This is a genomic window from Thioclava sp. (assembly GCF_048263065.1).
Lineage (GTDB): Bacteria > Pseudomonadota > Alphaproteobacteria > Rhodobacterales > Rhodobacteraceae > Thioclava.
Genome location: NZ_JBLXEM010000001.1, coordinates 473,930 through 500,519, shown reverse-complemented (window position 1 = coordinate 500,519; position 26,590 = coordinate 473,930). Strand labels below are relative to the sequence as shown.

Genomic DNA, 26,590 nt, shown 5'->3' with positions numbered 1-26,590 from the left:
GTGATTGCCCCTGCTGACGGGGCTAACTTGACTTCCCCCCCGTCCTCGCCAATTTGATCATAACCACCCACATCAGGAGGGCCGTATGCCCCGCACGATCCTCGTCACCGGTATCACCGGGTTTATCGCCAAGAAGATCGCCTATGATCTGCTGGCGCGCGGCGATACTGTGCGCGGCACGTTGCGAAAATCCGGGCGCAGCCAAGAGGTACGCGCGGCACTTGCGGGGTTGCCGCCAGAGGCCCTGGCACGTCTTAGCTTTGTCGAGGCCGATCTGATGACGGATCGCGGTTGGGCCGAAGCGATGGGCGGCGTGAATGGCGTGATGCACACGGCCTCGCCCTTTCCCCTCAGCAAGCCCAAGGACGAATCCCAGATCATCGGCCCGGCGGTTGAGGGTACCAAGCGCGTGCTCAAGGCGGCGCATAAGGCAGGCGTGACGCGTGTCGTTCTGACCTCTTCGATGGAGGCGGTGATGCATGGTGTGACCTCGGACCCGATAACCGAGGCCGATTGGTCCAACCCCGAGGCCCCGACTTGCAGCGCCTACACGCGCTCAAAAATCTTCGCGGAACGCGCCGCTTGGGACTTTGTCAAAGCCCATCCCGAAATGCAATTGAGCGTCATAAACCCCGGCCTTGTTTGCGGCACGCCGATGGATAAGCACACCGGATCTTCGGTCGCGGTGGTTGCGCGTCTTTTGTCGGGGCGCGACCCGATGCAGCCCGATCTGGACTTGCCGGTCGTGGATATCGCCGATGTCTCGGCCTGTCATATCGCAGCACTGGATAGCCCCGAAGCGATCAACAAGCGCTATATCTGCGCAGAGAGTTTTGCCAATTTCCGCGATCTTGCGGCAGCCCTTCAGGCCAATTTCCCCGATCGCAAAATCTCGCAACGCTTGGCGCCGAAATTCCTCCTAAAGCTGATGGCGTTATTCGACCCGCAAATCGCGCTGATCTTGCCGATGATTGGCCAAAAAATGCATCTTAGCCATGCGGCGGCAACCGATGATCTAGGCGTCAAATTCACCCCGGCCGATGAAGCCGTGATCCGCACCGCGCGTTTCCTCGCCGCGAAATGAGGCTTGCGTCGCGCGAAGTTGCGCGCCAAATCTGCACCCTAAGCAGGGAGAGCGCAAATGATCCGGGACGCCAAGCCAGACGACGCCGAAGCCATCGCTGAAATCTATAATGACGCGGTGCGCAACACGACGGCGATCTGGAACGATATCGAGGTCGATGCGCAAAACCGCCGCGACTGGATCACCGATCGGCAGGCGGCAGGCTATCCGCTGCTCGTCTGGGAGGACGGCGGAAAGGCCGTAGGTTACGCCAGTTTTGGCCCGTTTCGCCCCCATGACGGCTATCATCTGAGTGTGGAGCACTCGGTTTATGTTCACCGAGATCACCGTTCCGGCGGCAAGGGCGCGCAGATGATGGAGGCGCTGATTTCCCGCGCACGGGCGAGTGGTTTTCACGTCATGATCGCGGCCATTGATGCGGCCAATACCGGGTCCGTGCGCCTGCATGAACGACTTGGCTTTGCCCATGTCGGGATGATGCCGCAAGTGGGCAAAAAATTCGGGCGCTGGCTCGATCTAGCACTGTTGCAACTGGTGTTGGACGACCGCGCTCAGCCCTGACGCGCCAGCAAATCCACCAACCGGTTACGCGCCTCGGGCAGCGGGCGATTACCCAGATCGGTGGCCATCCGTTCGCCCAGAAAAAACCCGGTCAAGCGCAACCCCTGCGCAATCTCAGCTCCCGTGGCTGGCCCCTGCCCCAGCAAAAATAGCGGCAAATGCAGCAGTTTTGGCGCCCATTCGCCTGCTGCCTCACGACTGACCGCCCGCCCCGTGCGCGGGCTAACATAGGCCAGATCATCGCGGGTGCCCGTGACGGCGCATTGGCTCAGATCAAGGCCGTAGCCCATCTCTTCGAGCAGCCCCATCTCCCAGCGCAGATAGTCGACCGCCCAGTCGCCCCCCTCAACGAACAGATCAAAAAGCGCCTCGGACGCCGCGAAAACCCGCATATGCGCCTCGCGTTCCGGCAGGGTAAACCGCAGCAGCGCGCAGGTCGCGTTCAACCCCGCCAGCGCCAGACGATCCGTCAGGATCACCGCGCGGCTTTGCAGCGGCTCGATTGTAAAGCTGCCCAGATGGTCCTCAAGACGCGCGCGCCATGTCGCGGCCACGCGATTGCCCGGTTGCAAAATCCCCACCATCTTGCGCGATGCCCCGCCGCGCACCACGCCCGCGTGACGGCCATGATCGGCCGTGAACAGCTCGACTATCATCGAGTTTTCACCATGCGGGCGCGCAGACAGAATGGTGCCGTGATCTTGCCAGTCCATGGCGAGACTATCGAATGCGTGACGTTGCGGCGCAAGCGGCTTCGTGAATTGCGCGTGCGGCGAAACTCAGCCTAGCTTGCACCCATGACACGCATATCCCAATCCCTCGCATTGCTAATTTTCCTATGTGAAGTCATTGCCTTCGCGGCAAGCTTTAGCACCAATCTCGCCGCGCATCCCCACGCCTCGGTGCCCTTGGGCATCCTGTGGCTGATGCTGCGCTATTTCACGATCTGGACCAACTCGTTAGTCGGGATTTTGTTCGGCGTGATGCTGTGGCGCAAGCGCTTGTTTTCGCCAGCACTATTGGCGGCCCTCATGCTGTGGATGACCATCGTGGGCGCGGTCTATCACCTGCTTCTGGCGGGGAATGCGGAGCTTTATGGCCTCAATTGGCTGGAGAATTTCCTGTATCACACCGCCGCGCCGATCCTAGTGCCGATCTGGTGGCTGCTTTTCGCGCCCAAGCGTTCGCTGCAATGGCGGGACGCAGGGCTTTGGTTGATCTGGCCCGCGGTCTATCTAGTCTATGCGGTGGTCCGGGGACTTGAGACCGGATTTTATCCGTATTTCTTTCTCAATCTCACGCAGCTTGGCTGGAATGGGTTGGCAATCTGGTCCGCGCAATTCGTGATCGCGTTCTGGTTGGGCGGGCTCGTAATAGTCGCACTCGGGCGTGTGATGGCGTGGATGCGGCTTAGTCGCTAAGCCCCTCTTCATCCAGCAATGTGCGCCCATCGCGGCTTTCGATTTCGATCACCCAGAGGTCGGGGTCGAAGCTGCGCTGCTTGGCAATACTCGCATCGACCTCTGCCTCGGGGCCGTCGTGCAGCAACATCCACGCGCTGGCCCCCGTCATCAAATCGATGCGCCGTTCGTAGCTTTGCGCGGTCCCATCTAGGCGCGCGCATTTCACGAGCACCGCGCCGGAACTTTGCTGTCCATGCGCGGTCACATAGGCCGGGATATTGGCCAGTTCCAGCCGCTTGAGATAGGCGTGCACCCACAGATCGGTCGTGAGCCGCGCCGCCATCTCAGTTGCCGTCCTTGAAATCGAGCCCCATCTCGGAATAGCGCTCGGCATCGTCCAGCCAATTCGGGCGCACCTTTATCTGCAAGAACAGATGCACGGGACGGTCGAGGAATTCGATCAGCTCCATCCGCGCCGCCTTGGAGATCGACTTGATCGTCTCACCCTTATGGCCAAGGATAATGCCCTTATGACCGTCGCGCGCGACATAGATCAGCTGGTCGATCCGCACCGAGCCATCCTCGCGCTCTTCCCAATTCTCGGTCTCGACGGTCAACTGATAGGGTAGCTCTTCATGCAGACGCAGCGTCAGCTTTTCGCGGGTGATTTCCGAGGCGATCATGCGCAGCGGCAAATCCGCTATCTGGTCTTCGGGATAGAGCCACGGCCCCTCAGGCATCTCGCCTGCCAGCCACTCTTTCAGGTCAGCCACGCCATGGCCGCGCTCGGCGGAAATCATGAAGGTTTTAGCAAACTCGAATTTCTCGTTAAGCTGCGCGGCCAAGCCCAGCAGCGTCTCGGATTTCACCTTGTCGATCTTGTTGATCGCCAGCGCCACGCGCAGACCTTCGCGCTCTTTCAGCGACTCCAGAATGGCCTTGCCACCCTCGGTCAGCCCGCGATGCGCCTCGATCAGCAGCACCACGACATCGGCATCCGCTGCCCCACCCCAAGCGGCCTGCACCATCGCGCGGTCCAAACGTCGGCGCGGGCGGAAAATACCGGGCGTGTCGACGAACACGATCTGGCTTTGACCCTGCATCGCCACGCCACGGATGCGCGCGCGCGTGGTTTGCACCTTATGCGTCACGATCGAGACTTTTGCCCCGACCATCGCATTCAGCAGGGTGGATTTACCAGCATTGGGCTCTCCGATGAGGGCCACGAAACCGGCGCGTGTCGGGTTACTCATTCGCTCTCCTTCAGCCGCGCCAGCAACGCCTTGGCAGCGGCCATTTCGCCCTGACGCTTGGAGCCAGCCTGCGCGGTTTCGCGCGCGCCGTTATCCAACAGGGCTTCAATGGTAAATTTCGGGGCATGATCGGGGCCAGAACGGCCCGTGATCTCATATTTTGGCGGGGTCAGGCCGCGCGCCTGCGCCCATTCCTGCAAGGCGGTTTTCGGATCACGCGCGTCTTCTTCGACGGCCTCAAGCCGCTCGCCCCAAAGTCGCAGGATCAGATCGCGCGCAGCCTCAAAACCAGCATCGAGATAGACGGCGGCGATTACCGCTTCCATCGCATCTCCCAGCAGCGCCTGTTTGCGCCGCCCGCCGGTCATCATCTCGGATCTGCCCAGTTTTAGCACCGCGCCAAGGTCAATCTGGCGCGCCACATCGGCACAGGCCTCTTTGCGCACCAGCGCATTGAAGCGCGGCGCCATCTGCCCCTCGGACGCGGCGCGATCCGCCAGAAACAGCGCCTCGGACATCACCAGCCCCAGCACCCGGTCGCCCAGAAACTCAAGACGTTGATTGTCGGGCCGGGTCGCGGTCGAAATCGACGAATGGGTGAGCGCGCGCAGTAAGATCTCGGGTCGGGTGAAGGTGTACCCCAACCGGCCCTGAAAGGCCTTGATATCCGCGCTCAGCTTCAATTGACCGCCTTGAAGAAACGATCCGAACGCCACGTCCAGAAGTAAAACAGCGACCGTCCGGCAGACGAGAACATGATCCGGTCCGCGCGCCCGACGAGGTTGGCTGCGGGCACATATCCGACACCGCCCACGGCTTGCGAAAAGCGGCTGTCTTCAGAATTGTCGCGGTTGTCGCCCATGAAGAAATATTCGCCTTCGGGCACCGTGAAGACCGGGGTGTTATTGGCATAACCGCCATCGGTGATCTTGAGGATTTCGTGGCTCACCCCATTGGGCAGCGTTTCGATATAGCGGTGCTTGATGCAGGCATCGCCTTCGCCCACAGGCGCGTTGGCACAGCGCGGCATCAACTGCTGCGGCCCTTGCGGTGCCATCACCTCGGTGAAATCGCCATCGGGTTTCTCACCAACTGCCTTGCCGTTGATATACAGCAATCCGTCGGTCACCTGAATCGTATCGCCCGGCATCCCGATCAGACGCTTGATAAAATCGACATCTTTGGTCGGGTGGCGGAACACCACGACATCGCCGCGCGTCGGTGCGCGATCCAGAATGCGTCCGGTGATCGGGCAGGCCGAGAACGGGCAGGAATAACGCGAATAGCCGTAAGCCATTTTGTTGACGAACAGGAAATCGCCAATCAGCAGCGTGTCTTTCATCGAGCCCGAGGGGATCCAGAACGGCTGGAAGAACAGCGTGCGGAATACGCCTGCAATCAACAGCGCCCAGAAGATCGTCTTCACGGTTTCCCAGATCCCGCCTTCGGTTTTCGTTTTCGCCATCTGCCCTGCCTTTATGAATTCTCGCCCTCCTTACCCAGCCTCACGCCCGAGTCAAGAAAGCTTGCGCGCCTCGATCACCACAAAGGCCTGCGCCCAAGGGTGATCATCGGTCAATGTCACATGAACCTGCGCCTCGTAACCCTCTGGCGTCATGGCTGAAAGCCGATCCGCAGCCCAGCCGGTCAGATGCATCACCGGCTGTCCAGTTGGCAGATTTGTGACCGCCATATCTTTCCATGAAATCCCCATACGCAGCCCGGTGCCCAGCGCCTTGGAACAGGCCTCTTTCGCCGCCCAACGCTTGGCATAGGTGCCGGGCGTATCGCGGCGACGCTCGGCTTTGCGCTGCTCAACGTCGGTAAAGACCCGATTGCGAAATCGGTCACCAAAGCGGGCAAGCGTGCGCTCGATCCGCTCGATATTGGCAAGATCGGTGCCGATGCCAAGGATCATTCAGCCTGCCTTCGCTTTGTTGCGCAGCGCGGCCTTCAGCCCGTTCTTCGCGCCCATAGCGAAAAATATTCGGTTGGTGAGGAATATGATCAGGAACACCACCGCCAAGATGACAGCCATCACACCGAGCATGGTGGGTTCGAACAGGCCGTGCAGACTCTCCTTCACCTCTGGGAAGATCGCGAAAAACGCGGCGGCGTAAAGCATCGAAAAGACGAGCGCGATCACCAGCGAGCCGCGCGCAAATCGCCAGCTTTCCGATGACGTCGGAGCCGTTTCACGCCCTTTCACGAAACTCATCCCGGCGACCATCGCCGCGACCATTGCGGGCGCAATCGTTACGAACGAGCTGTAAAGGTCAACACCGGAGAAATGCCTTACGACTTCAAGCAAGATAGGCAAACCAATTGACGCCCCAATGAACCACGCGGCATAAATCCAGTAATATCTTTTCATTTCAAAGCCCTATATCAGCATGAAATCTCATCCTCGCGCCGTGTCCATCAGCTTGCGCATGTGCACAATCGCGGGGGCGAGGCCGGTAAAGATCGCCTCGGCAATCAGGAAATGGCCGATATTCAGTTCGCGGATTTGCTTTATCGCGGCAATAGGGGTGACCGTGTCATAGGTCAGCCCGTGGCCTGCATGCACTTCAAGCCCAAGGCTGTCGGCATAAGCGGCCCCCGCCTTAAGCGCCTCTAGTTCCACATCACGCGCCGCGAAATCGCCCGCATGATGCATGTCGCAGTAATGGCCCGTGTGCAGTTCGATCACCTGCGCGCCGATCTTGGCCGAGGCTTCGATTTGCGCGGGATCATGGCCGATGAACATCGACACGCGAATGCCCGCTTCGACCAGCGGCGCAACATAATCGGTCAGCCGCGCCAGATCACCCGCAACGTCCAAGCCGCCTTCGGTCGTCACCTCCTCGCGCTTTTCGGGCACGATGCAGCAGGCATGTGGGATATGGCGCAGGGCGATGGATTGCATCTCGGGCGTGGCGGCCATCTCGAAGTTCAGCGGCACCTTGATACCCGCCATCAGCGCGTCAATGTCGCCATCGCGAATATGGCGGCGGTCTTCGCGCAGATGCGCAGTGATGCCATCCGCCCCCGCCTCTTGCGCCATCAGCGCCGCGCGCAGCGGGTCAGGATAGGACGAGCCGCGCGCATTTCGGATCGTCGCGACATGATCGATATTCACGCCTAGGCGCAGGGGTTTGGGCATGGGAGGTCTCCGCGTTCAACTAGGCAGAGTATGCCCGCCCGCGCGCGCGGGGAAAAGAGCGCGATTGTATCAATATCAGAAGGGGCAGTCTGCGCTAAAGCTAAGGTGGACACCGCCGTCGGGATGGCGAAAGCGAAGGGATTCTGCGTGTAGCATCAGCCGGGGGAAGCCGCGCGCCGGCCCTTCGGCATACAGCGGATCGCCCAAGATCGGGTGGCCCAGCTCAGTCATATGCACGCGCAACTGGTGACTGCGCCCGGTCAGCGGCATCAGACGAATGCGGGTGGTGCCGTCTTCATGGCGCATCACCCGCCAGTCGGTCTGCGCCGCACGCCCGTTTTCAAAATCGACATGCTGGCGGGGGCGGTTGGGCCAATCGACGCAAAGCGGGAGATCGACCGTGCCTTCTTTTTGCGCCAACTCGCCCCAAAGCCGCGCCTGATAGACCTTTTTGGTCTGCCGTTTCTCGAATTGCAGCCCCAGATGGCGCTGTGCGTGCGGGGTCAACGCATAGACCATTACGCCGGATGTATCGGTATCCAGACGATGCACCAGAAGAACCTGCGGATGAATCGCCCGCAGGCGGCTCAGCAGGCAATCCGCCTTGTCCGGCCCCTTGCCGGGCACCGACAATAGCCCCGCCTGCTTGTCAACCACGAGAACCTCGTGATCGGCATGCAGGATGCGTGGGGCGTCTTTGGGCGGATCGTAGACATAGCTCATCGCGCGGGGATGCACCGACAGGCGCGGGTGGTCAAGTCAGGGCAGTTGTTCGGGACCGGGTTCGATCTGGTAGTAATCCGACTTATCGGCCACGAAAATATGCTTGGCGGTCGCCATCCCAGTGGGCAGATTCAGCGTGCCCGACCCGATAGAAGTACGCCCCTCGCCATCCATTCGCCAAAACAGCGACGCCCCGCAGTGCTGGCAAAACCCACGCTCGGCCTGCGGGGACGAGCGATACCAACGAAGCCCTTCATCGCAGGTAAGCGTCAGTTTCACCGTCATCGACCTGCGTCGCAGACCAATAATGCCCCGAGGTTTTGCGGCATTGCGAACAGTGGCACGCAACAGAGGGCCGCAAATCGCCGCGCACCTCGTAGGTGACCGCGCCACACAGGCAAGAGCCGGTATGTGTCATCATAATCCCCTCATAGATGGCCAAACACATCGCGCAAGATCCCCTCTAGCGCGTCTGCGTCTTCTTGCGTGAACGCGTCGGGCTGGTTGCTGTCGATATCAAGCACCCCGATCACCCCGCGCTTGGCAAATACCGGGATCACCAGCTCTGATCGCGTGGAACTGGCGCAGGCGATATGACCGGGGAAGGTCTCGACATCGGCCACAAGCTGCGTCTCGCCCGTGCGCGCCGCCGCGCCGCAGACGCCGCGCGCGAATGGGATCACCAAACAGCCATGCCCTCCCTGATAGGGGCCGATTTTCAGCAACTCCGGCGCAGTCACTCGGTAGAATCCCGTCCAGTCGAACCGGTCATCGCTGTGATGAATCTCACAGGCCAGCGTCGCCATCAGCGCGACCTCATCGGTTTCGCCTGCCGTCAACGCCGCGATGCGCTTGGACAGATCTTCGTAATCAACCTTCATGAGCGTTCAATCGCGATGGCCGTGCCCTCGCCCCCACCGATACAGATCGCGGCAATACCGCGTTTCAGCCCGCGCTTTTCCAGCGCGTTGAGAAGCGTGACGATGATGCGCGCCCCCGATGCGCCGATCGGATGGCCCAGCGCGCAGGCGCCGCCATTCACGTTCACCTTGTCATGGGGCACGCCCAGCTTGTGCATGAACGCCATCGGGACCACCGCGAAGGCCTCATTTACCTCCCACAGATCGACATCCTCGACGCTCCAACCCAGCTTTTGCAGCAGCTTTTCTATCGCGGGGACTGGAGCGGTCGGGAACTCAGAAGGCGCTTGGGCATGGCTCGCATGGCCCAGGATGCGCGCGCGGATCGTCAGTCCCTCGGCCTGCGCAACCTTTTCCGAGGCCAGCACCAGCGCCGCCGCGCCATCCGAAATCGACGACGAATTCGCCGCCGTCACCGTGCCATCCTTGCGAAACGCGGGCTTGAGCTGCGGGATCTTGTCGGGGCGCGCATTGGCGGGCTGCTCATCAACGCCCACAACTGTTTCGCCCTTGCGGCTTCTGACGGTGACCGGCGCAATCTCATCGGCAAATGCGCCCGACTCCTCTGCCGCAAGCGCGCGCGACAGTGAAGCCAGAGCGTAGTCATCCTGCGCCTCGCGCGTAAACTGAAACGCCTGCGCGCAATCCTCGGCGAACGTGCCCATCAGGCGACCCTTGTAATAAGCGTCCTCCAGCCCGTCGAGGAACATGTGATCGATCACCTGCGCATGGCCCAGCCGCGCCCCACCGCGCATTTTGGGTAGCAGATAGGGCGCGTTTGTCATGCTCTCCATGCCGCCCGCGACCATCACACCGGTCTGACCCAACGCGATCTGATCAAAGGCGATCATCGTCGCTTTCATCCCCGAGCCGCACATCTTATTAAGCGTGGTCGCGGGCACGTCTTCGCCCAAACCCGCCGCGAAACCGGCCTGGCGCGCGGGGGCCTGACCCTGCCCCGCCGGAAGCACGCAGCCCATCAGCAGTTCTTCGACGCAGGTCGGGGCCACGCCTGCGCCACCAAGCGCCGCCGCAATCGCCACACCGCCCAAATCGGCAGCACTCACATCGCTAAACACGCCCTGCATTCCGCCCATCGGCGTACGTGCCGCGCCCACGATCACCACATTTTCCATGTCCTTCTCCCCAAATTCTGCCCCACGGATACCGAATGGTAAGCATTGGCGTCTAGCCTGCATTCAGAAAACTTGCTGCGGGAGCCGTAGATGAACCTTTTTTCCGAAGCCTATGATGGCATCCTTGTGGTCCATGTCGACGAGCCACGCCTCGATGCCGCAATCGCAATCCGCTTTAAGGAGCAAATGCGCGAAGTGACCGTGCAACCTGCGCCTCGGGTCATTCTGGACATGTCGAAAATCCAATTCCTGGACAGTTCCGGGCTGGGTGCAGTGGTTGCCGTAATGAAATCACTCGCACCGCACCGACAGTTGGAACTGTGTGGCTTGACCGGCAATGTCGATAAGGTGTTTCGCCTGACCCGCATGGATACGGTGTTTCGTATCCATCCCGATCTGGACACAGCACTTAATGCGGGGCGGAAATATGCGTGATGCGTCAGCTGGGAAAAGCCCAGTGCCACCGCCCGATCCAGCGCCGCCCCCCGAATTTTTCACCTGAGTTTTCCAGCCAGCGCCATTTCGGTGCGCACGTCCTTGCGCGCTGCACTCGCTAGATTCGCGCGGGTGATGACGCCAGATGAGGCGAGCACGCTGGAACTGATCTTGGCGGAAGTGTTAAACAATATCGTCGAACATAGCTACGGCGATACCGGGGTGGGCACGATCACGCTGTCAATGGTGCGCGATACGCAGGGGCTTAGCTGCTCGGTCAGTGATGATGGTGTGCCATTGCCCATGACCTGCCTGTCCGAAACGGATAACAACGACGCCCGACCACGCCCCGAAAGCCTGCCGGAAGGCGGTTTTGGCTGGTTTCTCATCCGCGATCTAGCCACCAATCTGGGATATACGCGCAACGACAACCGCAACCTTCTGGCGTTCCGCTTGACGCTTGCGCCGGTGCTGGAACGCGCGGCGGGATAGCTCCGGTCAGTTGAGCTGGAACTGCAGCGGATAGGTGCCATTGTCGAAATCGCCGAACAAATCCGGCAGATCAGGATGGCTCACGGGCTCTCCGGTGCGATCTGCAATAAGATTTTGTTCCGACACATAAGCGACGTAAAAGCTGTCATCATTCTCGGCAAGCAGATGATAGAAGGGCTGTTCTTTGCTTGGGCGAACGTCTTCGGGGATCGCTTCGTACCACGCCTGCGAATTGGAAAAGACGGCATCGACATCAAACACGACGCCCCGGAAGGGATGTTTTCGATGCCGTACGATCTGGCCGATGTGATATTTCGCCTGAGAACTGTGCATTGCGACCCCTCTTTTTTCATTAATAAATTGTGAAGACCCACGATGTCCACATTCTTGCCGCATTTTTGCCGGAAACAGTCTGTGCAGATGAAACAAACAGTCTTTACGACTCAATGCGCCTTTGCGGTTTCCGAAACGGGAAAAACAGCCTAATATGGCTGCAAATAAGCCGTTAGAGCAAAGAAGAGCAGTGATGAAGAAAATTCTCGCCCTTGGGCTATTGTTGGTGGTTGCCGCGTGCGGTGGCCCACCCAAACCGCCGCGTAACCTTGATAACGCCTGCGCACTCGTGCGTGAACGGCCGCAATACTACTCTGCGATGCGTAAAACCGAGGCCCGATGGGGCGTCCCGGTCGCCGTGCAGATGGCCACGATCCACCAAGAAAGCAAGTTCGACGGCAATGCCAAGACACCCAACCGCTTTGCGCTTGGGATTATCCCGATCGGGCGCCAAAGTTCGGCTTACGGGTATAGTCAGGCGCTTGACGCGACTTGGGATGAATATCGCAAAGACACCCGCAGCTTTGGCGCCAAGCGCAATCGCATCAGCGACGCCACCGATTTTATGGGCTGGTACATGGATGGCACGACTAAGCAGCTTGGGATTTCCAAATCGGATGCGCGCAACCAGTACCTTGCTTATCACGAGGGACGTGGCGGGTTCTCGCGAGGTTCGCATCGCTCGAAAACGTGGCTTTTGGCAGTGGCAAATCGGGTCGAGGCCCGCGCCCAGATGTATGAGATTCAGCTAGAAAGCTGTCGCCGCTAAACGATGGGCAGGGCTCATCTGCCCCGCGCAATCTGCAGATCGATCGAGAACAGCGAGGTTGGATAATCGCCGCCTTTTTGAAGGTTGTTCAGGATTGTCGTCGTCTTGGCGCCAGCCTGATCGGTGATCACCCATTGGCGCAGCTCGACCGGACTGGCAGTAAACACAAGCTGGATCGAGCCATATTCGGGATGCTCCGGATCTTGTGCCGTCACCAGCGTTTTAGGCCCATCCGTGCTATACCCGGTCACCATCTGGTTGCGATTGAGGTCAATATTGCGGGCCAAAATCAAGTTAAGCGGCGTCTTCACCAGAGGGTATTGTTCCGGTGGTTGGTTCGATTTCGGATCAAATATCGCCACCCGGTTGGCCGTAGCCAAGACCAGTGTTTTATCCGAATTGTACTGAAAGCGCGCCTGACCGGGACGTTTGAGATACAGCTTTCCGGTGGCAATTGAGCCGTCAGAATTGACCTGCGTGAAATCGGCTGACGCGGTTTTTATTCCATTGAGGTAGGCCGAAATTGCGTTAAGCGACAGCTTCTCGGCCATAGCCGGAAGCGCGAATGCCAGCGTGAACACGGCGGCCAAAAGGATGCGTATCTGTTTCATGCCGTTGAACTTAAGCGCTCTGGCGCAAAGGAAAAGCCCCAGCGTGTTATTGCGCCGGGGCTTTTCGAAAAATTGAGCGCTTTTGCGCCACTGAACGCGCCGACCTATCCCTGTTCGGGCACAAGGATCTCACGCTTGCCGACGTGGTTGGCGGCGCTGACCACGCTTTGATCTTCCATTTGCTCAACCAGTTTCGCGGCCTTGTTATAGCCGATCCCCAGTTTGCGCTGGATATACGAGGTCGAGCATTTGCGATCCTTGATCACAATCGCCACCGCCTGATCGTAAAGCGCGTCTTCGCCGCCAGTATTGCCACCCGTGTTCAGCCCCAGCACCGCGTCGATGTCGGAGGCCGTATCATCATCAGGCCCATCGACCACGCCCGACATATATTCCGGCGGACCGAAGCTTTTGAGATGATTGACGATTTCTTCGACTTCCTCATCCGACACGAACGGACCGTGACAACGCGTGATCTTTCCGCCGCCCGCCATATACAGCATGTCGCCCATGCCCAGAAGCTGTTCGGCCCCCTGCTCGCCCAGAATGGTGCGCGAGTCGATTTTAGACGTCACCTGGAAGGAGATCCGGGTTGGGAAGTTGGCCTTGATCGTGCCGGTGATGACATCGACCGAGGGGCGCTGCGTCGCCATGATCAGGTGGATGCCCGAGGCCCGCGCCATCTGTGCCAGACGCTGAATGCAGGCTTCGATCTCTTTGCCCGCGACCATCATCAGATCGGCCATCTCGTCGACGATCACGACGATATAGGGCAGCGTTGCGGGCTGGAATTCATCCGTTTCAAAGATCGGTTCGCCAGTTTCCTCATCGAAACCAGTCTGCACGGTGCGCTTGAACATCTCGCCTTTCTCAAGGCTTTCTTTGACGCGCCCGTTATAGCCCTCAATGTTGCGAACGCCCATTTTCGACATCTTGCGGTAGCGGTCCTCCATCTCGGAGACCACCCATTTCAACGCCACAACCGCCTTTTTCGGATCGGTTACGACCGGGCTCAGCAGATGGGGAATGCCGTCATAAACGGACAGCTCCAGCATCTTCGGGTCGATCATGATCAACCGGCATTCCTCGGGCGACAGCCGATACAGTAGCGACAGGATCATCGTGTTGATCGCCACCGATTTACCCGAGCCCGTGGTCCCTGCGATCAGCAGGTGGGGCATCTTGGCAAGGTTGGTGACAATCGGCTCACCGCCAATCGTTTTACCCAGCGCAAGCGGCAATTTGGTATTCTTATCCTCGAAATCGCGCGCCGACAGGATTTCGCGCAGCACGACCTTTTCGCGATGCTCGTTGGGCAGTTCGATCCCGATGACCGAACGCCCTGGGACGGTCGAGACCCGCGCCGAAAGTGCAGACATGGAACGCGCGATATCATCGGCCAAACCGATCACGCGGCTGGCCTTCAAACCCGGCGCGGGTTCGAGTTCATACATCGTGACCACGGGACCGGGGCGAACCGAGACGATCTCTCCCTTGACGCCATAATCATCCAGCACCGATTCCAGCATCCGCGCATTTTCCTCAAGTGCCTCATCCGATAGCTGATGACGCTGGATCGAAACCGGGTTGGTCAGCAAAGACAGCGGCGGCATTTCATAAGGCGCGCTTGGTTTGGCCTCAAACGCCAGTTTCGGCTGCGCCTCTTCAAGGGCACGACGCGAGGGCATCGCGGGTTTGCTCACCGGCTGCACGACGCGTTTGGCCTCGGGCTGCTTGATGACCTTGCGGTCCAACCCACGCGCGGCGGCGGGCAGTTCGGGAACCTCGGCCTCATAGGCCTGATAGGTGTCATAGGAATCGATCATCGGCTCTTCGACCCATTGGGTCTCGCCGGTGGCCACGTCAAAGGCCCCATCATCGCCGGAGTAAAAATGATCGGTGCGCAGATCCATCACGTCGCCGTCCTCTTCGGGCGGCGTCCAATTGGGGTGTGTCCAGTCATAACCTTGCTCGGCGGGCGCTTCACGCGTCACCGTGACCGCAGGCCCGTGGCCGGGCATGTAGCGCGGCGCGGCGTGTAACGGCGGTTCGGCCCGCAACACCGGCTCGGCACGCATCGCAGGTTGCGCGGCGCTGACCTGAGACTGACGGGGTGCGCGCGCGAGGCGTTTTGCTACGGCGGCCAGCACCGACGCTGGCGCTTGCGGTTCGGGCGCAATCATCGCCTCGGGCAGGTCATGGGCCAGACGAGGTGCGGATTCTACAGCATAATCGGGCGCATAATCAGGCGTCACCACCGCAGCTTTGCGGTTTTGCACCGCCTGCGTGATGCGCGCACGAATACGGTCATCGCTGGGGGCTTCTTGCGGAAGACTGCCCCAATGCGGCTCGGTCTCAAACAACTCGGGGGTGGGATCATAGGCGTCATATTCGGGTTCGACGGGGCGACGGATACGCGACAGTAGCGAGGGACGCACTGGCTCGACCTCGGGGGCCCAATGGCCCGCGGCCAAGGCCTGTTGCTCTTCCCAAGCGGCCTGCTCAGCGGCGCGTTCTGCGGCCTGCGCTCTGCGCTCGCGAGCGCGTTCGGCCGCCAGACGTGCACCATGCACCGAGGCCGACGCCCCTTTGCCCAGCACATTCATCACGCCGACATAAACCGCCACCGTGCCCAACCACATGAACCGTACAATCATGCGCAGCTCGGGCTTGGTGAAGCCTAGCACAAACGCGGCCATCGCCAGCATTGCCACCGCCAGCACCAGCGACAACAGCTTGAGCCCGAAGGCCCCCGACACTGGCACGATCCCCAGCAACGAACCTGCAATCATGTCGCCAAAATGCCCGCCCAGACCAAAGGCCTGCCCCCATTGCGCGCCGGGAACCAGCAGGGCGGCGTAAACGGCGGCCATCGCCACTGCGATCGGGAAAAAGATCATGCGCGCAAGAACGCGATCTTCACCGCGGTGGGTCATCAAACGCACTCCCCAAACCAGCAAAGCGGCGGGCAGAAGCCACGCGCCATGGCCCACGATGACAAACAGTGGCGAGGCGATCCCCGCCCCGATCCGGCCAAGCCAGTTTTGCACCGGCTGATCCGAGGCTGCCATCCAACTGGGGTCTTCGGGGGCGTAGGAAAACAACATCATCGCCGCAAGAACGCCGATCAGAACCAGCACGGCCCCCACCAACTCTTTGCCGCGCCGTTCAAGAACTGCCTGCGTGTCCTGATCAAAAAGCGGATCGCGCTGTCGTACCTGATAAGATGCCATAACCTACCGTCCTCAATCGTATAGGCAGTCGCGTAGCTGTGTAAGCCCGCGCTGCGTTTCTTCTTTTGGGGCGACCAAGGCCACCCGTATGAATCCCTTACCGGGATTTTCTCCATTTACGTCGCGCGCCAGATAGGCGCCCGGCAAGACCCGAATGCCGGTCTCTTGCCATAGCTTCAGCGTTGCCGCCTCGCCATCCTTGACGGGCAACCACAGGAAAAAGCCGCCATCGGGCAGTTTGAACCCGTCCAGCCCCGCAAACACCGCCCCTGCGATGTCGTATTTTTCGTTATAAAGCCGACGGCTTTCGGTCACATGCGCCTCGTCAGCCCAAGCACGTTCGGCAACGCGCTGCAAAGGCTGGGGCAGCGGCGCACCGGCATAGGCGCGCAAGCGGCGGATGTGGCGGATGCTTTCCGGGCCGGCAGCCAAAAATCCCGACCGCAGCCCCGGCAAGTTCGACCGCTTCGAGAGCGAATGGAAAATCACCACGCGCTCGGGGTCGATGCCCTGTTCTGCCGCGACTTGGGCGGCCCCCACGGGCGCAGCTTCGCGCCAGATCTCGGAATAGCATTCATCCGCGAAGATGCGGAAATCGTGCTTTTCGGCGAGCGCCAGCAGATCGGTCAGATAGTCGCGCGATGCCACCGCGCCCTGCGGGTTCGAGGGTGAGCACAGATAGGCCACGCTCACACGATCCAGAATTTCAGGCGCAAGTGCCGCATAATCTGGCAGAAATGCGGTGTCTGGGCCTGCGGGCACAAAGATCGGCTCGGCCCCCACCGCAGCCGCAGCCACCGCGTAAACCTGATAAAACGGGTTCGGGATCAAGATCACGGGCTGTTTGCCATTTTTCAACTCGGGTGCCAGCGCCATCGCCGCGTTGAACAAGCCCTCGCGGGTGCCATTGAGCGCCATGATCTGATCGGGCCCAACCGCAATGCTATAACGCCGTTTCAGCCAGTCAGAAATCGCATTCAGCAACTCTGGCGTGCCGTCATTAGCGGGGTATTTCCCAAATTCTTCAAGGTTTTGCGCGATCACCTCACCCACGAAAGCAGGCATAGGGTGACGCGGCTCACCAATAGACATGGCAAGAGGATCGCCGCCGGGAGCGTGCGAATCAAGCAACCCCCGCAAACGCGGGAACGCATATTCGGGCAGGTTCGAAAACCGCTCGGGAAAATCCATCATTGCCTCATGGTTCGGAGTCTATGTCGCCCCGTATTGAGACACAGGTTACAAAACCCAAGCGGGCGCGTCCAGAAAAAGACAGCGCTTAAAGTGGCTTGACACACAAGACTGTGACTTTTCAGACGAGCGCTGATTCTGCGGCCACCCCAAGACGCAGCAGGCGGTCCTCGGCCATCGGCGCGCCCATCAGCGAAATCCCGCAGGACGCCACACCCGTTGGCAGCGTCAGCACGCAAAGACCCAGAATATTGCCAATCCGCGTATTGCGCAGCGCCAGCAGGTTTTCCGTCTCGAAATAGGCCTTATCGGTCAGCAAACGTTGCGCATCGGGTGGCTCAATCGGTGCGGTGGGCACCAGCACAGCGTCATATTCCGCCGTGGCGGCCAGATAGTCCGCGCGATACCCCGCCAGCGCATGCCAGCCCGCCACATAGTCCGATGCCAGCACATCGCGCCCGCTGCGGAAGCGTTCCAAAATCAGCGGATACATCTTGTCGGGCGCGGCCTCGATCAGATGTTTCCACTCGCCATACGCCTCGGGCGCAAACAAAATGCCCGACAGATCCATCGCAGGCCTGACCATCGACAGGCCGCGCCGCTCAATGACAGCGCCCGCCTTGGCGAGCCGATCCACCGCCGTTTCAAACCCTTGCACCGGCTTTTCGCGCGTACCCTCAAACGGCAGCCCTTCCAGCACCAGCAACCGCGTGCCCTTCAGCGAAGCCTCGCGCAAATCAGGCGGATTGCGCCCCTCGAGCAGCGCAAGAATATGGGCGCAATCCTCGACATTGCGCGCAAGCGGTCCGACGGTGTCAAAGCTGCGACAGAGCGGCACCACCCCGCGCGTCGGCACCCGGCCATGCGTGGTTTTCAAACCCACCAGATCATTCCAAGCCGCCGGAATACGCACCGATCCGCCAGTATCCGAGCCAATCGCCGCCGCTGCCAACCCGCGCGCCACCGAGAGCGCCGCCCCCGAGGACGATCCGCCCGGCGCGAGATTCGCGTTATGAATATTGGCTGGCGTGGCGGTCATCGGGTTCACGCCGAGCCCCGAAAACGCGAGTTCCGTCATATGGGTTTTGCCTAGACACACCGCACCGCCAAGCCCGGCTTGCGCCAGCACCACGGCATCCGCACCCGGCACACGTCCCGCCAGCAATCGCGACCCGGATTCAGTCGCAACGCCTGCGCTATCAAACAAGTCCTTCCAACTTAGCGCGACGCCGTCCAACAACCCACGCCGCTGCCCCGCCTTGGCGCGTTGATGGGCTGCCATTGCCTCATCTCGGGCGCGCTGCGGCGTAAGACGGGCGTAGATGTCTTTGGCATGCTGCGCGGCGTCCAGATAGGCCTCGGTCTGTTCCACCGGATCAAGCTGTCCCGCTGCAATCGCACGTCCCTGTTCCGCCGCACCTGCCAGCCGCCATTCCATGCCCGTCTCCTAACCTGTTTGACGTCACGCTAGCGACACCGGCGCGCATGGACAATCCCGCACGGCGCGCCATAGTAAGCACTATGAAACACGATTCCGATGTCTTGATCGCTGGGGGTGGGCTGAACGGGCCTGCATTGGCACTTGCGCTGGCCTCGGCGGGCGTAACCGTCACGCTGGTTGACGCCGCACCCGCGCGCCAACGCGCCACCGATACGTTTGACGGGCGCGCTTATGCGCTTGCGATTGCATCACAGAAATTGCTGTCAACGCTTGGCGTCTGGCAGGGGCTGGCCGATACCGCGCAACCGATGATGGAGGTCAAGGCAAGCGACGGCCATGCCGGCGAAGGCGGCGCGGCGATGTTCCTGCATTTTGACGCGCGTGAGCTTGATCAGGCCCCGGTCGGCTACATGCTTGAGGACCGCTATCTGTATCGCGCCTTTCTGGACGCGATGGAGGCCAATCCCGCGATCACCTTGATACATGACACGCAAGTGACCGAGCAAACCGTTGAACCGGGGGCAATCGTCGCGACGCTTTCCGATGGGCGCAAGCTGCGCAGCAAGCTTTTGGTGGGCGCGGATGGGCGGCGTTCAGGCGTCGCCGAGCGTGCAGGGATCAAGCGCGAAGGCTGGGGCTATGGTCAGACCGCCCTCGTCGCCGCGATTGAGCACGAGTTGCCCCATAACGGCGTGGCGCATCAATTCTTCATGCCGTCGGGACCGCTGGCGATTTTACCGCTCAAAGGCAACCGCTCGTCTATCGTCTGGAGCGAGAAAGACGAAACCGCCCAAGCCATCGCAGCACTGGATGACGCAGATTTCCTCGCGGTTCTACGCCCGCGTTTTGGCGATTTTCTGGGTGAAATCAAGCTGGCCGGGCCACGGTTTAGCTATCCGCTCAATCTGACGCTCGCCAGCGCTTATGCCGCGCCGCGTATTGCACTTGTGGGCGATGCGGCGCATGGCGTGCATCCGATTGCCGGTCAGGGGCTGAACCTTGGCCTGCGCGACGTGGCTGCCCTCGCCGAGATATTGGTTGAGGCCGTGCGTCGCGGCGAAGACATTGGTGCGCTGGATGTGTTGGAACGCTATCAGGGCTGGCGGCGGTTTGATTCAACCACGCTTGCGCTGGGCATGGATAGCGTCAACAAGCTGTTTTCCAGCAACAATCCACTACTTCGTGCGGGACGTGATCTTGGTATGGGGATCGTGCAGGCCTTGCCCGGTCTGCGTCGGGGCTTCATGCGCCAAGCAGCAGGGCTGTCAGGCCCCCTGCCCCGCTTGCTGCAAGGACGGCCGCTTTAATCGTCGCGTTTAACCGTCAAGGCGGCGCGCTTCGTCTTCCAGCAGGATCGGAATGCCGCCGCGAATTGGAAACGCCAAATGGGCGGGCTTTGAGATCAGCTCCTGCGCCTCGGCGTCATAGTGGAGAACCGCATGGGTCAGCGGGCAAACCAGCGCCTCAAGCATGTGGCGATCAAATAGCGGCTTGGCGCGTTCGTTTTGCGCCTCCGCATCCGGTGTATCGGTTCCGTCACTCATTGCAGCTTCTCCTCGCTGCCACCATGCAGCGCATATTCCAGCAAAGTCACTAGGGTTTCGCGCCGGGTCGAAAGGCAGGGAGCCTCAAGCATCGCCTGCTTATCTTCAGGCTCTAGCGGCAGCAGCATGCCAAGAGAATTGATCAGCAATTCCTCTTCGGCCTCTTGCAAAGACTCCCAATCGGTATCGAGCCCTTGCGCCACGAAATAGCGCTCAAGCAAGTCGAAAAAGGCATCGCGATCAAAGCCGCTATCCTGTTCCGCCGGACCAAGATCACGCGCGAACGGCTTCCAGTCGACGGACGCGCAAAGATAGGGCGTGAACCCCTCTTGCTCGTGCAGGAACCGAAAGCGCGAAACCCCCGCGAGCGTGATCATGTAGCGCCCGTCCTCAGTTTCGGAAAACCCGGTCAGACGACCCGCACAGCCAATCGCGTTAAGGTGGTTCTGCCCCTCCGGCCCCTTGAGCGGCTGGATCATCCCGATCAGCCGCTGCGGGGTTTTCATGCAATCCTCGATCATCTGAAGATAGCGCGGCTCAAAGATATGTAGAGGCAGCCGCGCCCGAGGCAGCAGCAGCGCCCCGGGAAGCGGGAAAAGTGGAAGAGTGTCGGGCAGGTCGCCGTGTTTGATCATTCCTCCGAGATAGGTCATCGGGCCGATCAGGCAAATATCATCGACGACAAACGGCGCCGACCCGACTGCACAACCGGATCATTGGGTTTGAGCGCGTCGAAAATCGTGAAAAGCTGCGTCTTGGCCGCGCCATCATTCCATTCGCGATCACGGCGGAACAGATCAAGCAATTGATCAACCGCCCCGGCGGCATCACCCGCCGCATAAAGCGCCTGCGCATAGTCAAAACGAGCCTGATGATCGTCTGCATTGACGTCGACCTTGGCCTTGAGATCATCTAGCGGGCCCGCCGATTGCGCCTGTTTCGCCAGATCAAGCTGTGCGCGCGCGGCCTCAATCGGGGCGGTGTCGGTCAGCTTGGCAGGCACCGCCGCAAGCGCAGCCCCCGCGCCATCCAGATCATCCAAAGCGATGCACGCGCGGATCAACCCGCTGTGCGCCTCGGCCAGTTCCGGGTCTTCGTCTAGGATTGCCGCGAAGGTTTCAGCCGCATCTTCTGCCGCGCCCTCGGTCAGCATCGCCTCGGCCGCCTCGACAGCATCCGCAAGACCGTTATCCGCGCCGCCGCTGGCCTCTATCACCTTGGCGACGAAAGCCTTGACCTCCGATCCGGGCAGCGCGCCCTGAAAGCCATCAATCGGCTGGCCTTGCCAGAAGGCGTATACTGTGGGAATCGATTGCACCCGCAACTGGCCCGCAATCCCTTGGTTCTCATCGACATTGACCTTGGCCATTACGACCGCGCCTTTTGCGGCCATGACCTCGGCCTCAAGCGCCGGACCAAGCTGTTTGCACGGGCCACACCATGGCGCCCAGAAATCAACGATGACGGGCACGGTCTGCGATTTCTCGACGACCTCGGCCATGAAATTGGCCTCAGATACGTCCTTGATCAGATCGCCTGCGGGGGCGGCTTTTTGCGTGGCACCAAGTTCTAACATGTCTCTCACCATCGGGTTCGGAGTTTCCGTTTTTATATGGCGCGCGTGGGTGGAAACGCAAACCCCGAATGTCCTGCGTCAGGTCGTCGCGAGGGGCGGCAAGGCACGCCCGGTCAATTCAAGCACCTGCGCGATCTGCTGTTGCGCCTGCTCAGCCCTGCCCAATTGCCCGTCAATCGCCAATAGCGCCAAGCCATGCGTCACTGACCACAAATACAGCGCCAATGCCGGCGTTTGATCTTGCGGCACCTGTGGCTCAAGCGCGCTGCGCAACGTTGCGAATGCCTGCGTGCGCATTGCTTGCAACGCCGCCCCCGCATCGGATTTCGCAGCCAGCCCATCGGAGAACATCAGCCGATACAGCCCTGGATTGGCCTGTGCAAAGCCGATATACGCCATCCCCATCGCGTGCACGCCACTGCCCGATTGCGCGCCAGCCAACTTCGCTGCGAGTTCGCCGAACCCCTGTTCAGCCACCGCCTGCGCGATGGCCTCGAGGTTGCGGAAATGGTGATAGGCGGCTGGGGCCGACACCCCGACGCGGCGGGCAATCTCGCGCAAGCTCAGCGCGGGCGGCCCCCCGTCTTCGAGCAATACACGCGCGCTGTCCAACAGCGCTTTGCGCAAATCGCCATGATGATAGGTGTCCTCGTGTTGGTCAGTGCGCGACATTGTGTTCAACCCTTATTTTTACAGCGTTAAGATTTGGGCTACCTTTGCACATGTCAATCCAACACAAGGCGATACGATGTCACATATTCCCACATACGTTTATTTTCTGTTCGCAGGTCTGGTCTGGCTGGGCGTCAAACGCCTGCACGCCCGCACGATCCGGGTAGAGCGACTGGCCCTGATGCCCGTCATCTTTGGCGCGTTAGGACTACACGGGTTTTTCGGAATTTTCCCGCAGGCATCGTCATTTGACCTGATACTCGCTGTCATCGGCGGCGCAGCAGGGATTGCGCTGGGCTGGCTGCATGCGGCCCGCTGGAGCGTCAAAATCGACGTCGCCACACGACAATTAACAACGCCCGGCGACCCGATGCTCTTGGTCCTGATCTTGCTGATCTTCGCCTTTGAATTCGCGCTGCATTACGGCGCAGCGGCGGGGACAAGCTGGTTTGCAAGCCCGCTTACGCCACCGCTGGCGGCCGCAATCTGGGCAGGACTTTTCGGGCTAAGCGCCGGGCGAAATCTGAACCTCGCCACACGCTTTGCCCGCGCCAATCAAAGATCGAAGCTGGCAAACACCGGCGCATGATCCGAGGGTTGCTCCCAGCCGCGCGCCGCACGCAAGACGCGGCTGGAATGACCCGCCGCCGCGATATCCGAGGTCGCCCAGACGTGATCCAGACGGCGCCCCTTATCCGCCGCATCCCAGTCGCGCGCGCGATAGCTCCACCACGAATAAAGCTGGCCTTCGGGAATATCCTGACGCGTCACATCCACCCAATCGCCCGCCTCCATCGCAGCGTTCAGATGATCAACCTCAATAGGCGTATGCGACACGATCTTGAGCAGTTGCTTATGGTTCCAGACGTCATCCTCACGCGGGGCAATATTCAGATCCCCCACAAGGATCGCCTTTTTCACACCCTCGGCCCGAAAATGATCGCGCATCTGCGTCAGATAATCGAGCTTTTGACCGAATTTCTCATTCACCTCCCGGTCAGGCACATCGCCCCCGGCTGGCACATAAAAATTGTGGATCGTGACGCCATTTTCCAGCTGCCCCGCAACATGGCGCGCATGGCCAAGATCAGCAAAATCATGCGCCGCGACCTCGGTAATCGGCAGCTTGGACAGGATCGCCACGCCGTTGTAGCCCTTCTGACCGCGCGCGATCATATGGGTGTAGCCCAAGGCGCGGAACGCCTCCGTCGGGATTTTCTCGACCGGACTTTTGCATTCCTGCAAGCAAAGCACATCGGGCGCTTCTTCGCTTAGCAACTTGCACACAAGCCCTTCGCGCAGCCGCACCGAGTTGATATTCCAAGTCGCCAATGTGAACGCCATCACCATCTCCCGTTGCGAAATCCGCGCGATCATGTCGAAGGGTGACCGCCTGCGCAACCGCCCCTTTTCCTCTTGATCCAAATATCTCGACGGGCCTGAGCGAGCCAAGCTGGGGTCAGCGCCCCTTTCGTCTTCACACGTGCAACGATTAAGACCGTGTCGTGTTCTCCCGGAATGCCTGCATTTGACCGCGCCTAAACATTCTGGCATCCCGAAAGCCGGGCGAACGGATCTGGCTCCGGCGCGAGATTGTGGGAATAGCGATGTGGGACTTGAAGATCGTGGCCGCGCGGTTGCGGGCTGGCTGGCGGCATGCGCTGCCGATGCTCGCTTGCCTGATCTTGCTGGCTCCCGCGGCGCAGGCGCAAGAGACGCTGCGGATCGGAGTTCTGGATTACCTCGGCTCGGATCACTCGCTCAGCCATTGGAAGCCCACCGAAGCCGCGCTGGATGCGGCGTTGCCCGGCTATGATTTTCACTTCGAGCCGCTTGATATCCACCAGCTTGACGCTGCGCTTGCGGCGAAAGACCTAAATTTCGTCATCACCAATCCGGGCAATTATGCCGAGCTGGAATATCGCTACCATATCAGCCGCATCGCCACCGCGCAGTCCGATCAGCCCGTGGGCTCGACACTGGTCACGACGCAAGACCTGAAAACTCTCGACGATCTTGCGGGGCGCAAGCTAGCGATCAATGCCCCCGAGGCGTTTGGCGGGTTTCAGGTGATTTGGTCCGAGATGTTGAAGGCAGATCCCCGGCTGCCGAGTAAGGTGCAACTTGAGGTGACGGGCTATCCGATGGAGCGCGCGGCCCAAGCGGTGCTGGACGGGCGCGCCGATGCGGCTGTGTTGCGCCCTTGCATGCTTGAGCAATTGCAGCGCGAAGATCCGGCGCGCTACGGGGCGTTGCACGCTTTTGCCCTGCAGCCGTCAGACGAAACAAGCTGCGCGCTTTCTAGCCCGATCTACCCCGGCTGGCCCTTTGCAAAAACGCCCAAAACCTCGCCGGAATTGGCCAAGAAAGTCGCGATTGCCCTGATGCAGATGCCCTCGGTCAATCAATGGACGGTGCCGCTGGATTACCAACCGGTGCATAATCTGCTGCGCCAGTTACAGCTTGGCCCCTATGCCCGCACCGGTCCGGTCAACCTGCGCGATTTTATTGCCGATTACAGCGACTGGCTGATCGCGCTGGCGGTGGCGTTGATATTCTGGGCGCTTTATTCCGTGCGCATTGAGACACTGGTGCGGCGGCGCACCCGCGCGCTGGACACCGCCAATACGCAACTCAAGCAAGAGATGATCGAACGTGAGCGCGCCGAAACCGCCGACCGGCTGCATATGCGCGAGCTGGAGCATGTCGCGCGCCTGTCGATTTTGGGCGAGATGGCCTCGTCCATCGCGCATGAGTTGAACCAACCGCTTTCGGCGATTTCAAACTATGCGCAGGGTTGTTTGCTGCGGCTCAAGACCGGCAGTTTTACGCAAGCGGATATGGAGACCGCCTCGGGCGAGATAGCGGGGCAAGCCGAGCGCGCCGCCACCGTGATCCGCCGCATCCGCGCCTTCGTGCGCAAGCGCGAAAGCCAGCGCACCCCGATCAAGATGTGTGATCTGCTTGAAGAATGTAGCGCGCTTTATGAGGCGCAGACCCATCGCGCCGGGATCCATGTCGAGGTGATGTGCGCAGAGAGCCTCCCGCAGGTGACCGGCGACCGGGTGCATCTGACGCAAGTGATCCTCAACCTCGTGCAGAACGCGGTGGACGCGATGGCGCAAACCGAGCCTGACCAGCGCCGCATCATGATCAACGCCGAGCGTTCGGATGATCCTGCCCATGGCGCGGGGATCTGCCTGTCTGTGCGCGATCGCGGCACGGGTATGACCGAGACCGCGATGGCCCATTTCGCCGAAGCGTTTTACACCACGAAACCCGAGGGGATCGGGCTGGGGCTGGCCCTGTCGCGTTCGATCATAGAGGCACATGGCGGCTGGATGCGGGCGAAAATCCCAACGGACGGGGTGGGCTTGCGGGTGGCAATCTGGCTGCCGATCGGTGAGGATGAGACATGAGCGACACGCCTGTGATCCATATCGTCGATGATGACCGCGCCGCGCGCGAGGGGTTGGGGTTTCTGCTGTCCTCGCTTGGCTTGACGATTGCCTCTCATGCCAGCGCCGCAGATCTGCTGTCCACGCTGGGCGATCAGGCGGTGGGCTGCATTCTAGCCGATGTGCGCATGCCCGGCATGACGGGGTTGGAACTGCTGGAAGAACTCGGGCGGCGCGACTGCCCGCTGCCGGTGATCATGATTACCGGTCACGGCGATGTACCAATGGCTGTGCGTGCAATGCGCGCAGGCGCGATGGATTTCTTTGAAAAGCCGATCAAGGGCATGGCCTTGGTTGAACGTATCAACGAAGCGCTGCGCATCAGTCGTGAGCGTGCGCAGGCCATAAGTGAGCGCGCCCAACTGACCCAACGCGTTGACAGCCTGACTGCGCGCGAGGGCGAAGTCGCGCGTGCAGTTCTGGCAGGGCGGCAGAACAAACAGATCGCGCATGATCTGGGCATTAGCCTCAAGACGGTTGAGAACCACCGCCACAACGCAATGGAGAAGATGCAGGCCAGCAGTGCGGCCGATCTGGTGCGACTGCTTGTCGCAGCGGGATGGCAGGCCGACTAGGGGTTAACCCCCAGACCCCTCGGGGTTTGCACCGA

32 protein-coding genes are annotated in these 26,590 nt (G+C 60.6%); 10 read left to right on the top strand and 22 right to left on the bottom strand.

Annotated features, from left to right (window positions below):
* Positions 1 to 85 precede the first annotated feature (85 nt).
* Together ACN0SD_RS02540 and ACN0SD_RS02535 are read left to right on the top strand one after the other, a co-directional pair.
* Positions 86 to 1,084 (top strand): NAD-dependent epimerase/dehydratase family protein, encoded by a 999-nt coding sequence (locus ACN0SD_RS02540; RefSeq protein WP_417806637.1) that lies wholly within the window; start codon positions 86 to 88, stop codon positions 1,082 to 1,084.
* Between the two features lie 57 nt (positions 1,085 to 1,141).
* Positions 1,142 to 1,645 carry a GNAT family N-acetyltransferase gene (locus ACN0SD_RS02535; protein ID WP_417806636.1) on the top strand — a complete coding sequence of 168 codons (504 nt, stop codon included), beginning with the start codon at positions 1,142 to 1,144 and terminating at the stop codon, positions 1,643 to 1,645.
* On the opposite strand, the gene recO is transcribed toward ACN0SD_RS02535, so the two are convergent.
* Positions 1,636 to 2,358, bottom strand: coding sequence for a DNA repair protein RecO (gene recO / locus ACN0SD_RS02530; protein ID WP_417806635.1), 723 nt, complete (start codon positions 2,356 to 2,358; stop codon positions 1,636 to 1,638). The two genes, ACN0SD_RS02535 and recO, sit on opposite strands and share 10 nt — an antisense overlap.
* Before the next feature lie 84 nt (positions 2,359 to 2,442).
* Between recO and ACN0SD_RS02525 the strand changes: the two genes are divergently transcribed.
* Positions 2,443 to 3,066 carry a Pr6Pr family membrane protein gene (locus ACN0SD_RS02525; protein ID WP_417806634.1) on the top strand — a complete coding sequence of 208 codons (624 nt, stop codon included), beginning with the start codon at positions 2,443 to 2,445 and terminating at the stop codon, positions 3,064 to 3,066.
* Here the strand turns inward: ACN0SD_RS02525 and ACN0SD_RS02520 are convergent.
* From ACN0SD_RS02520 to ACN0SD_RS02470, 11 genes are all read right to left on the bottom strand, one after another.
* Positions 3,056 to 3,391 carry a DUF1491 family protein gene (locus ACN0SD_RS02520; protein ID WP_417806633.1) on the bottom strand — a complete coding sequence of 112 codons (336 nt, stop codon included), beginning with the start codon at positions 3,389 to 3,391 and terminating at the stop codon, positions 3,056 to 3,058. The genes ACN0SD_RS02525 and ACN0SD_RS02520 overlap by 11 nt on opposite strands.
* Before the next feature lies 1 nt (position 3,392).
* A complete protein-coding gene (era, locus tag ACN0SD_RS02515; RefSeq protein ID WP_417806632.1) occupies positions 3,393 to 4,301 on the bottom strand; it encodes a GTPase Era in 909 nt (302 codons plus the stop codon).
* Positions 4,298 to 4,984, bottom strand: coding sequence for a ribonuclease III (rnc, locus tag ACN0SD_RS02510; RefSeq protein WP_417806631.1), 687 nt, complete (start codon positions 4,982 to 4,984; stop codon positions 4,298 to 4,300). Before rnc ends, era begins: the two co-directional genes overlap by 4 nt.
* Complete coding sequence (gene lepB, locus ACN0SD_RS02505; protein ID WP_417806630.1) at positions 4,981 to 5,766, bottom strand: signal peptidase I; 786 nt, start codon at positions 5,764 to 5,766, stop codon at positions 4,981 to 4,983. Before lepB ends, rnc begins: the two co-directional genes overlap by 4 nt.
* A 51-nt stretch (positions 5,767 to 5,817) precedes the next feature.
* Complete coding sequence (acpS, locus tag ACN0SD_RS02500; protein ID WP_417806629.1) at positions 5,818 to 6,219, bottom strand: holo-ACP synthase; 402 nt, start codon at positions 6,217 to 6,219, stop codon at positions 5,818 to 5,820.
* Positions 6,220 to 6,675, bottom strand: a complete 456-nt coding sequence (locus ACN0SD_RS02495) for an ABZJ_00895 family protein (protein WP_417806628.1) — start codon at positions 6,673 to 6,675, stop codon at positions 6,220 to 6,222. It abuts the gene before it with no gap.
* Between the two features lie 27 nt (positions 6,676 to 6,702).
* A complete protein-coding gene (locus ACN0SD_RS02490) occupies positions 6,703 to 7,446 on the bottom strand; it encodes a pyridoxine 5'-phosphate synthase (protein ID WP_417806627.1) in 744 nt (247 codons plus the stop codon).
* Between the two features lie 75 nt (positions 7,447 to 7,521).
* The gene (locus tag ACN0SD_RS02485; protein WP_417806626.1) at positions 7,522 to 8,169 is read right to left on the bottom strand and encodes a pseudouridine synthase; all 648 of its coding nucleotides are present in this window, start codon (positions 8,167 to 8,169) and stop codon (positions 7,522 to 7,524) included.
* Positions 8,170 to 8,205: 36 nt separating this feature from the next.
* A complete protein-coding gene (locus ACN0SD_RS02480) occupies positions 8,206 to 8,454 on the bottom strand; it encodes a GFA family protein (RefSeq protein ID WP_417806625.1) in 249 nt (82 codons plus the stop codon).
* Between the two features lie 143 nt (positions 8,455 to 8,597).
* Positions 8,598 to 9,050 carry a GAF domain-containing protein gene (locus ACN0SD_RS02475; protein WP_417806624.1) on the bottom strand — a complete coding sequence of 151 codons (453 nt, stop codon included), beginning with the start codon at positions 9,048 to 9,050 and terminating at the stop codon, positions 8,598 to 8,600.
* Positions 9,047 to 10,225 carry a thiolase family protein gene (locus ACN0SD_RS02470; RefSeq protein WP_417806623.1) on the bottom strand — a complete coding sequence of 393 codons (1,179 nt, stop codon included), beginning with the start codon at positions 10,223 to 10,225 and terminating at the stop codon, positions 9,047 to 9,049. The genes ACN0SD_RS02475 and ACN0SD_RS02470 overlap by 4 nt, the downstream gene beginning before the upstream one ends.
* Before the next feature lie 90 nt (positions 10,226 to 10,315).
* Here ACN0SD_RS02470 and ACN0SD_RS02465 point away from each other — a divergent pair, with 90 nt between their 5' ends.
* Together ACN0SD_RS02465 and ACN0SD_RS02460 are read left to right on the top strand one after the other, a co-directional pair.
* The gene (locus ACN0SD_RS02465) at positions 10,316 to 10,660 is read left to right on the top strand and encodes an STAS domain-containing protein (RefSeq protein WP_417806622.1); all 345 of its coding nucleotides are present in this window, start codon (positions 10,316 to 10,318) and stop codon (positions 10,658 to 10,660) included.
* Between the two features lie 54 nt (positions 10,661 to 10,714).
* A complete protein-coding gene (locus ACN0SD_RS02460) occupies positions 10,715 to 11,152 on the top strand; it encodes an ATP-binding protein (RefSeq protein ID WP_417806760.1) in 438 nt (145 codons plus the stop codon).
* A 6-nt stretch (positions 11,153 to 11,158) separates the two neighbouring features.
* On the opposite strand, the gene hspQ is transcribed toward ACN0SD_RS02460, so the two are convergent.
* Positions 11,159 to 11,485, bottom strand: coding sequence for a heat shock protein HspQ (gene hspQ, locus ACN0SD_RS02455; protein WP_417806621.1), 327 nt, complete (start codon positions 11,483 to 11,485; stop codon positions 11,159 to 11,161).
* A 193-nt stretch (positions 11,486 to 11,678) separates the two neighbouring features.
* On the opposite strand from hspQ, the gene ACN0SD_RS02450 reads away from it, so the two are divergent.
* On the top strand, positions 11,679 to 12,254 hold the full coding sequence (locus ACN0SD_RS02450) for a lytic transglycosylase (RefSeq protein ID WP_417806620.1): 576 nt from the start codon (positions 11,679 to 11,681) through the stop codon (positions 12,252 to 12,254).
* Between the two features lie 14 nt (positions 12,255 to 12,268).
* Here ACN0SD_RS02450 and ACN0SD_RS02445 read toward each other — a convergent pair whose 3' ends face one another.
* The 4 genes from ACN0SD_RS02445 to ACN0SD_RS02430 form a co-directional block, all read right to left on the bottom strand.
* Complete coding sequence (locus ACN0SD_RS02445; protein WP_417806619.1) at positions 12,269 to 12,865, bottom strand: LolA family protein; 597 nt, start codon at positions 12,863 to 12,865, stop codon at positions 12,269 to 12,271.
* Positions 12,866 to 12,969: 104 nt separating this feature from the next.
* Positions 12,970 to 16,098 (bottom strand): DNA translocase FtsK 4TM domain-containing protein, encoded by a 3,129-nt coding sequence (locus tag ACN0SD_RS02440; protein WP_417806618.1) that lies wholly within the window; start codon positions 16,096 to 16,098, stop codon positions 12,970 to 12,972.
* Between the two features lie 12 nt (positions 16,099 to 16,110).
* A complete protein-coding gene (locus ACN0SD_RS02435) occupies positions 16,111 to 17,289 on the bottom strand; it encodes an aminotransferase class I/II-fold pyridoxal phosphate-dependent enzyme (protein ID WP_417806617.1) in 1,179 nt (392 codons plus the stop codon).
* Positions 17,290 to 17,410: 121 nt separating this feature from the next.
* On the bottom strand, positions 17,411 to 18,727 hold the full coding sequence (locus tag ACN0SD_RS02430; protein WP_417806616.1) for an amidase: 1,317 nt from the start codon (positions 18,725 to 18,727) through the stop codon (positions 17,411 to 17,413).
* A gap of 47 nt (positions 18,728 to 18,774) precedes the next feature.
* Between ACN0SD_RS02430 and ACN0SD_RS02425 the strand changes: the two genes are divergently transcribed.
* Positions 18,775 to 20,037: an FAD-dependent monooxygenase gene (locus ACN0SD_RS02425; RefSeq protein WP_417806615.1), complete on the top strand. Its 1,263-nt coding sequence runs from the start codon at positions 18,775 to 18,777 to the stop codon at positions 20,035 to 20,037.
* Positions 20,038 to 20,046: 9 nt separating this feature from the next.
* On the opposite strand, the gene ACN0SD_RS02420 is transcribed toward ACN0SD_RS02425, so the two are convergent.
* The 4 genes from ACN0SD_RS02420 to ACN0SD_RS02405 all read right to left on the bottom strand — a co-directional run bounded on the left by ACN0SD_RS02420 (position 20,047) and on the right by ACN0SD_RS02405 (position 22,522).
* A complete protein-coding gene (locus ACN0SD_RS02420) occupies positions 20,047 to 20,202 on the bottom strand; it encodes a Trm112 family protein (protein WP_417806759.1) in 156 nt (51 codons plus the stop codon).
* 68 nt (positions 20,203 to 20,270) lie between these two features.
* A complete protein-coding gene (locus tag ACN0SD_RS02415; protein WP_417806758.1) occupies positions 20,271 to 20,909 on the bottom strand; it encodes an LON peptidase substrate-binding domain-containing protein in 639 nt (212 codons plus the stop codon).
* A gap of 26 nt (positions 20,910 to 20,935) precedes the next feature.
* Positions 20,936 to 21,850, bottom strand: a complete 915-nt coding sequence (locus tag ACN0SD_RS02410; protein ID WP_417806614.1) for a tetratricopeptide repeat protein — start codon at positions 21,848 to 21,850, stop codon at positions 20,936 to 20,938.
* A 78-nt stretch (positions 21,851 to 21,928) separates the two neighbouring features.
* Positions 21,929 to 22,522, bottom strand: a complete 594-nt coding sequence (locus tag ACN0SD_RS02405; protein ID WP_417806613.1) for a TetR/AcrR family transcriptional regulator — start codon at positions 22,520 to 22,522, stop codon at positions 21,929 to 21,931.
* A 76-nt stretch (positions 22,523 to 22,598) separates the two neighbouring features.
* Here ACN0SD_RS02405 and ACN0SD_RS02400 point away from each other — a divergent pair, with 76 nt between their 5' ends.
* Complete coding sequence (locus tag ACN0SD_RS02400; protein WP_417806612.1) at positions 22,599 to 23,111, top strand: DUF6622 family protein; 513 nt, start codon at positions 22,599 to 22,601, stop codon at positions 23,109 to 23,111.
* Here ACN0SD_RS02400 and ACN0SD_RS02395 read toward each other — a convergent pair.
* Complete coding sequence (locus ACN0SD_RS02395) at positions 23,078 to 23,866, bottom strand: exodeoxyribonuclease III (protein ID WP_417806611.1); 789 nt, start codon at positions 23,864 to 23,866, stop codon at positions 23,078 to 23,080. The two genes, ACN0SD_RS02400 and ACN0SD_RS02395, sit on opposite strands and share 34 nt — an antisense overlap.
* A gap of 263 nt (positions 23,867 to 24,129) precedes the next feature.
* Here ACN0SD_RS02395 and ACN0SD_RS02390 point away from each other — a divergent pair, with 263 nt between their 5' ends.
* Positions 24,130 to 25,941: a sensor histidine kinase gene (locus ACN0SD_RS02390; RefSeq protein ID WP_417806610.1), complete on the top strand. Its 1,812-nt coding sequence runs from the start codon at positions 24,130 to 24,132 to the stop codon at positions 25,939 to 25,941.
* On the top strand, positions 25,938 to 26,555 hold the full coding sequence (locus ACN0SD_RS02385) for a response regulator transcription factor (RefSeq protein WP_417806609.1): 618 nt from the start codon (positions 25,938 to 25,940) through the stop codon (positions 26,553 to 26,555). The genes ACN0SD_RS02390 and ACN0SD_RS02385 overlap by 4 nt, the downstream gene beginning before the upstream one ends.
* Positions 26,556 to 26,590: the final 35 nt, after the last annotated feature.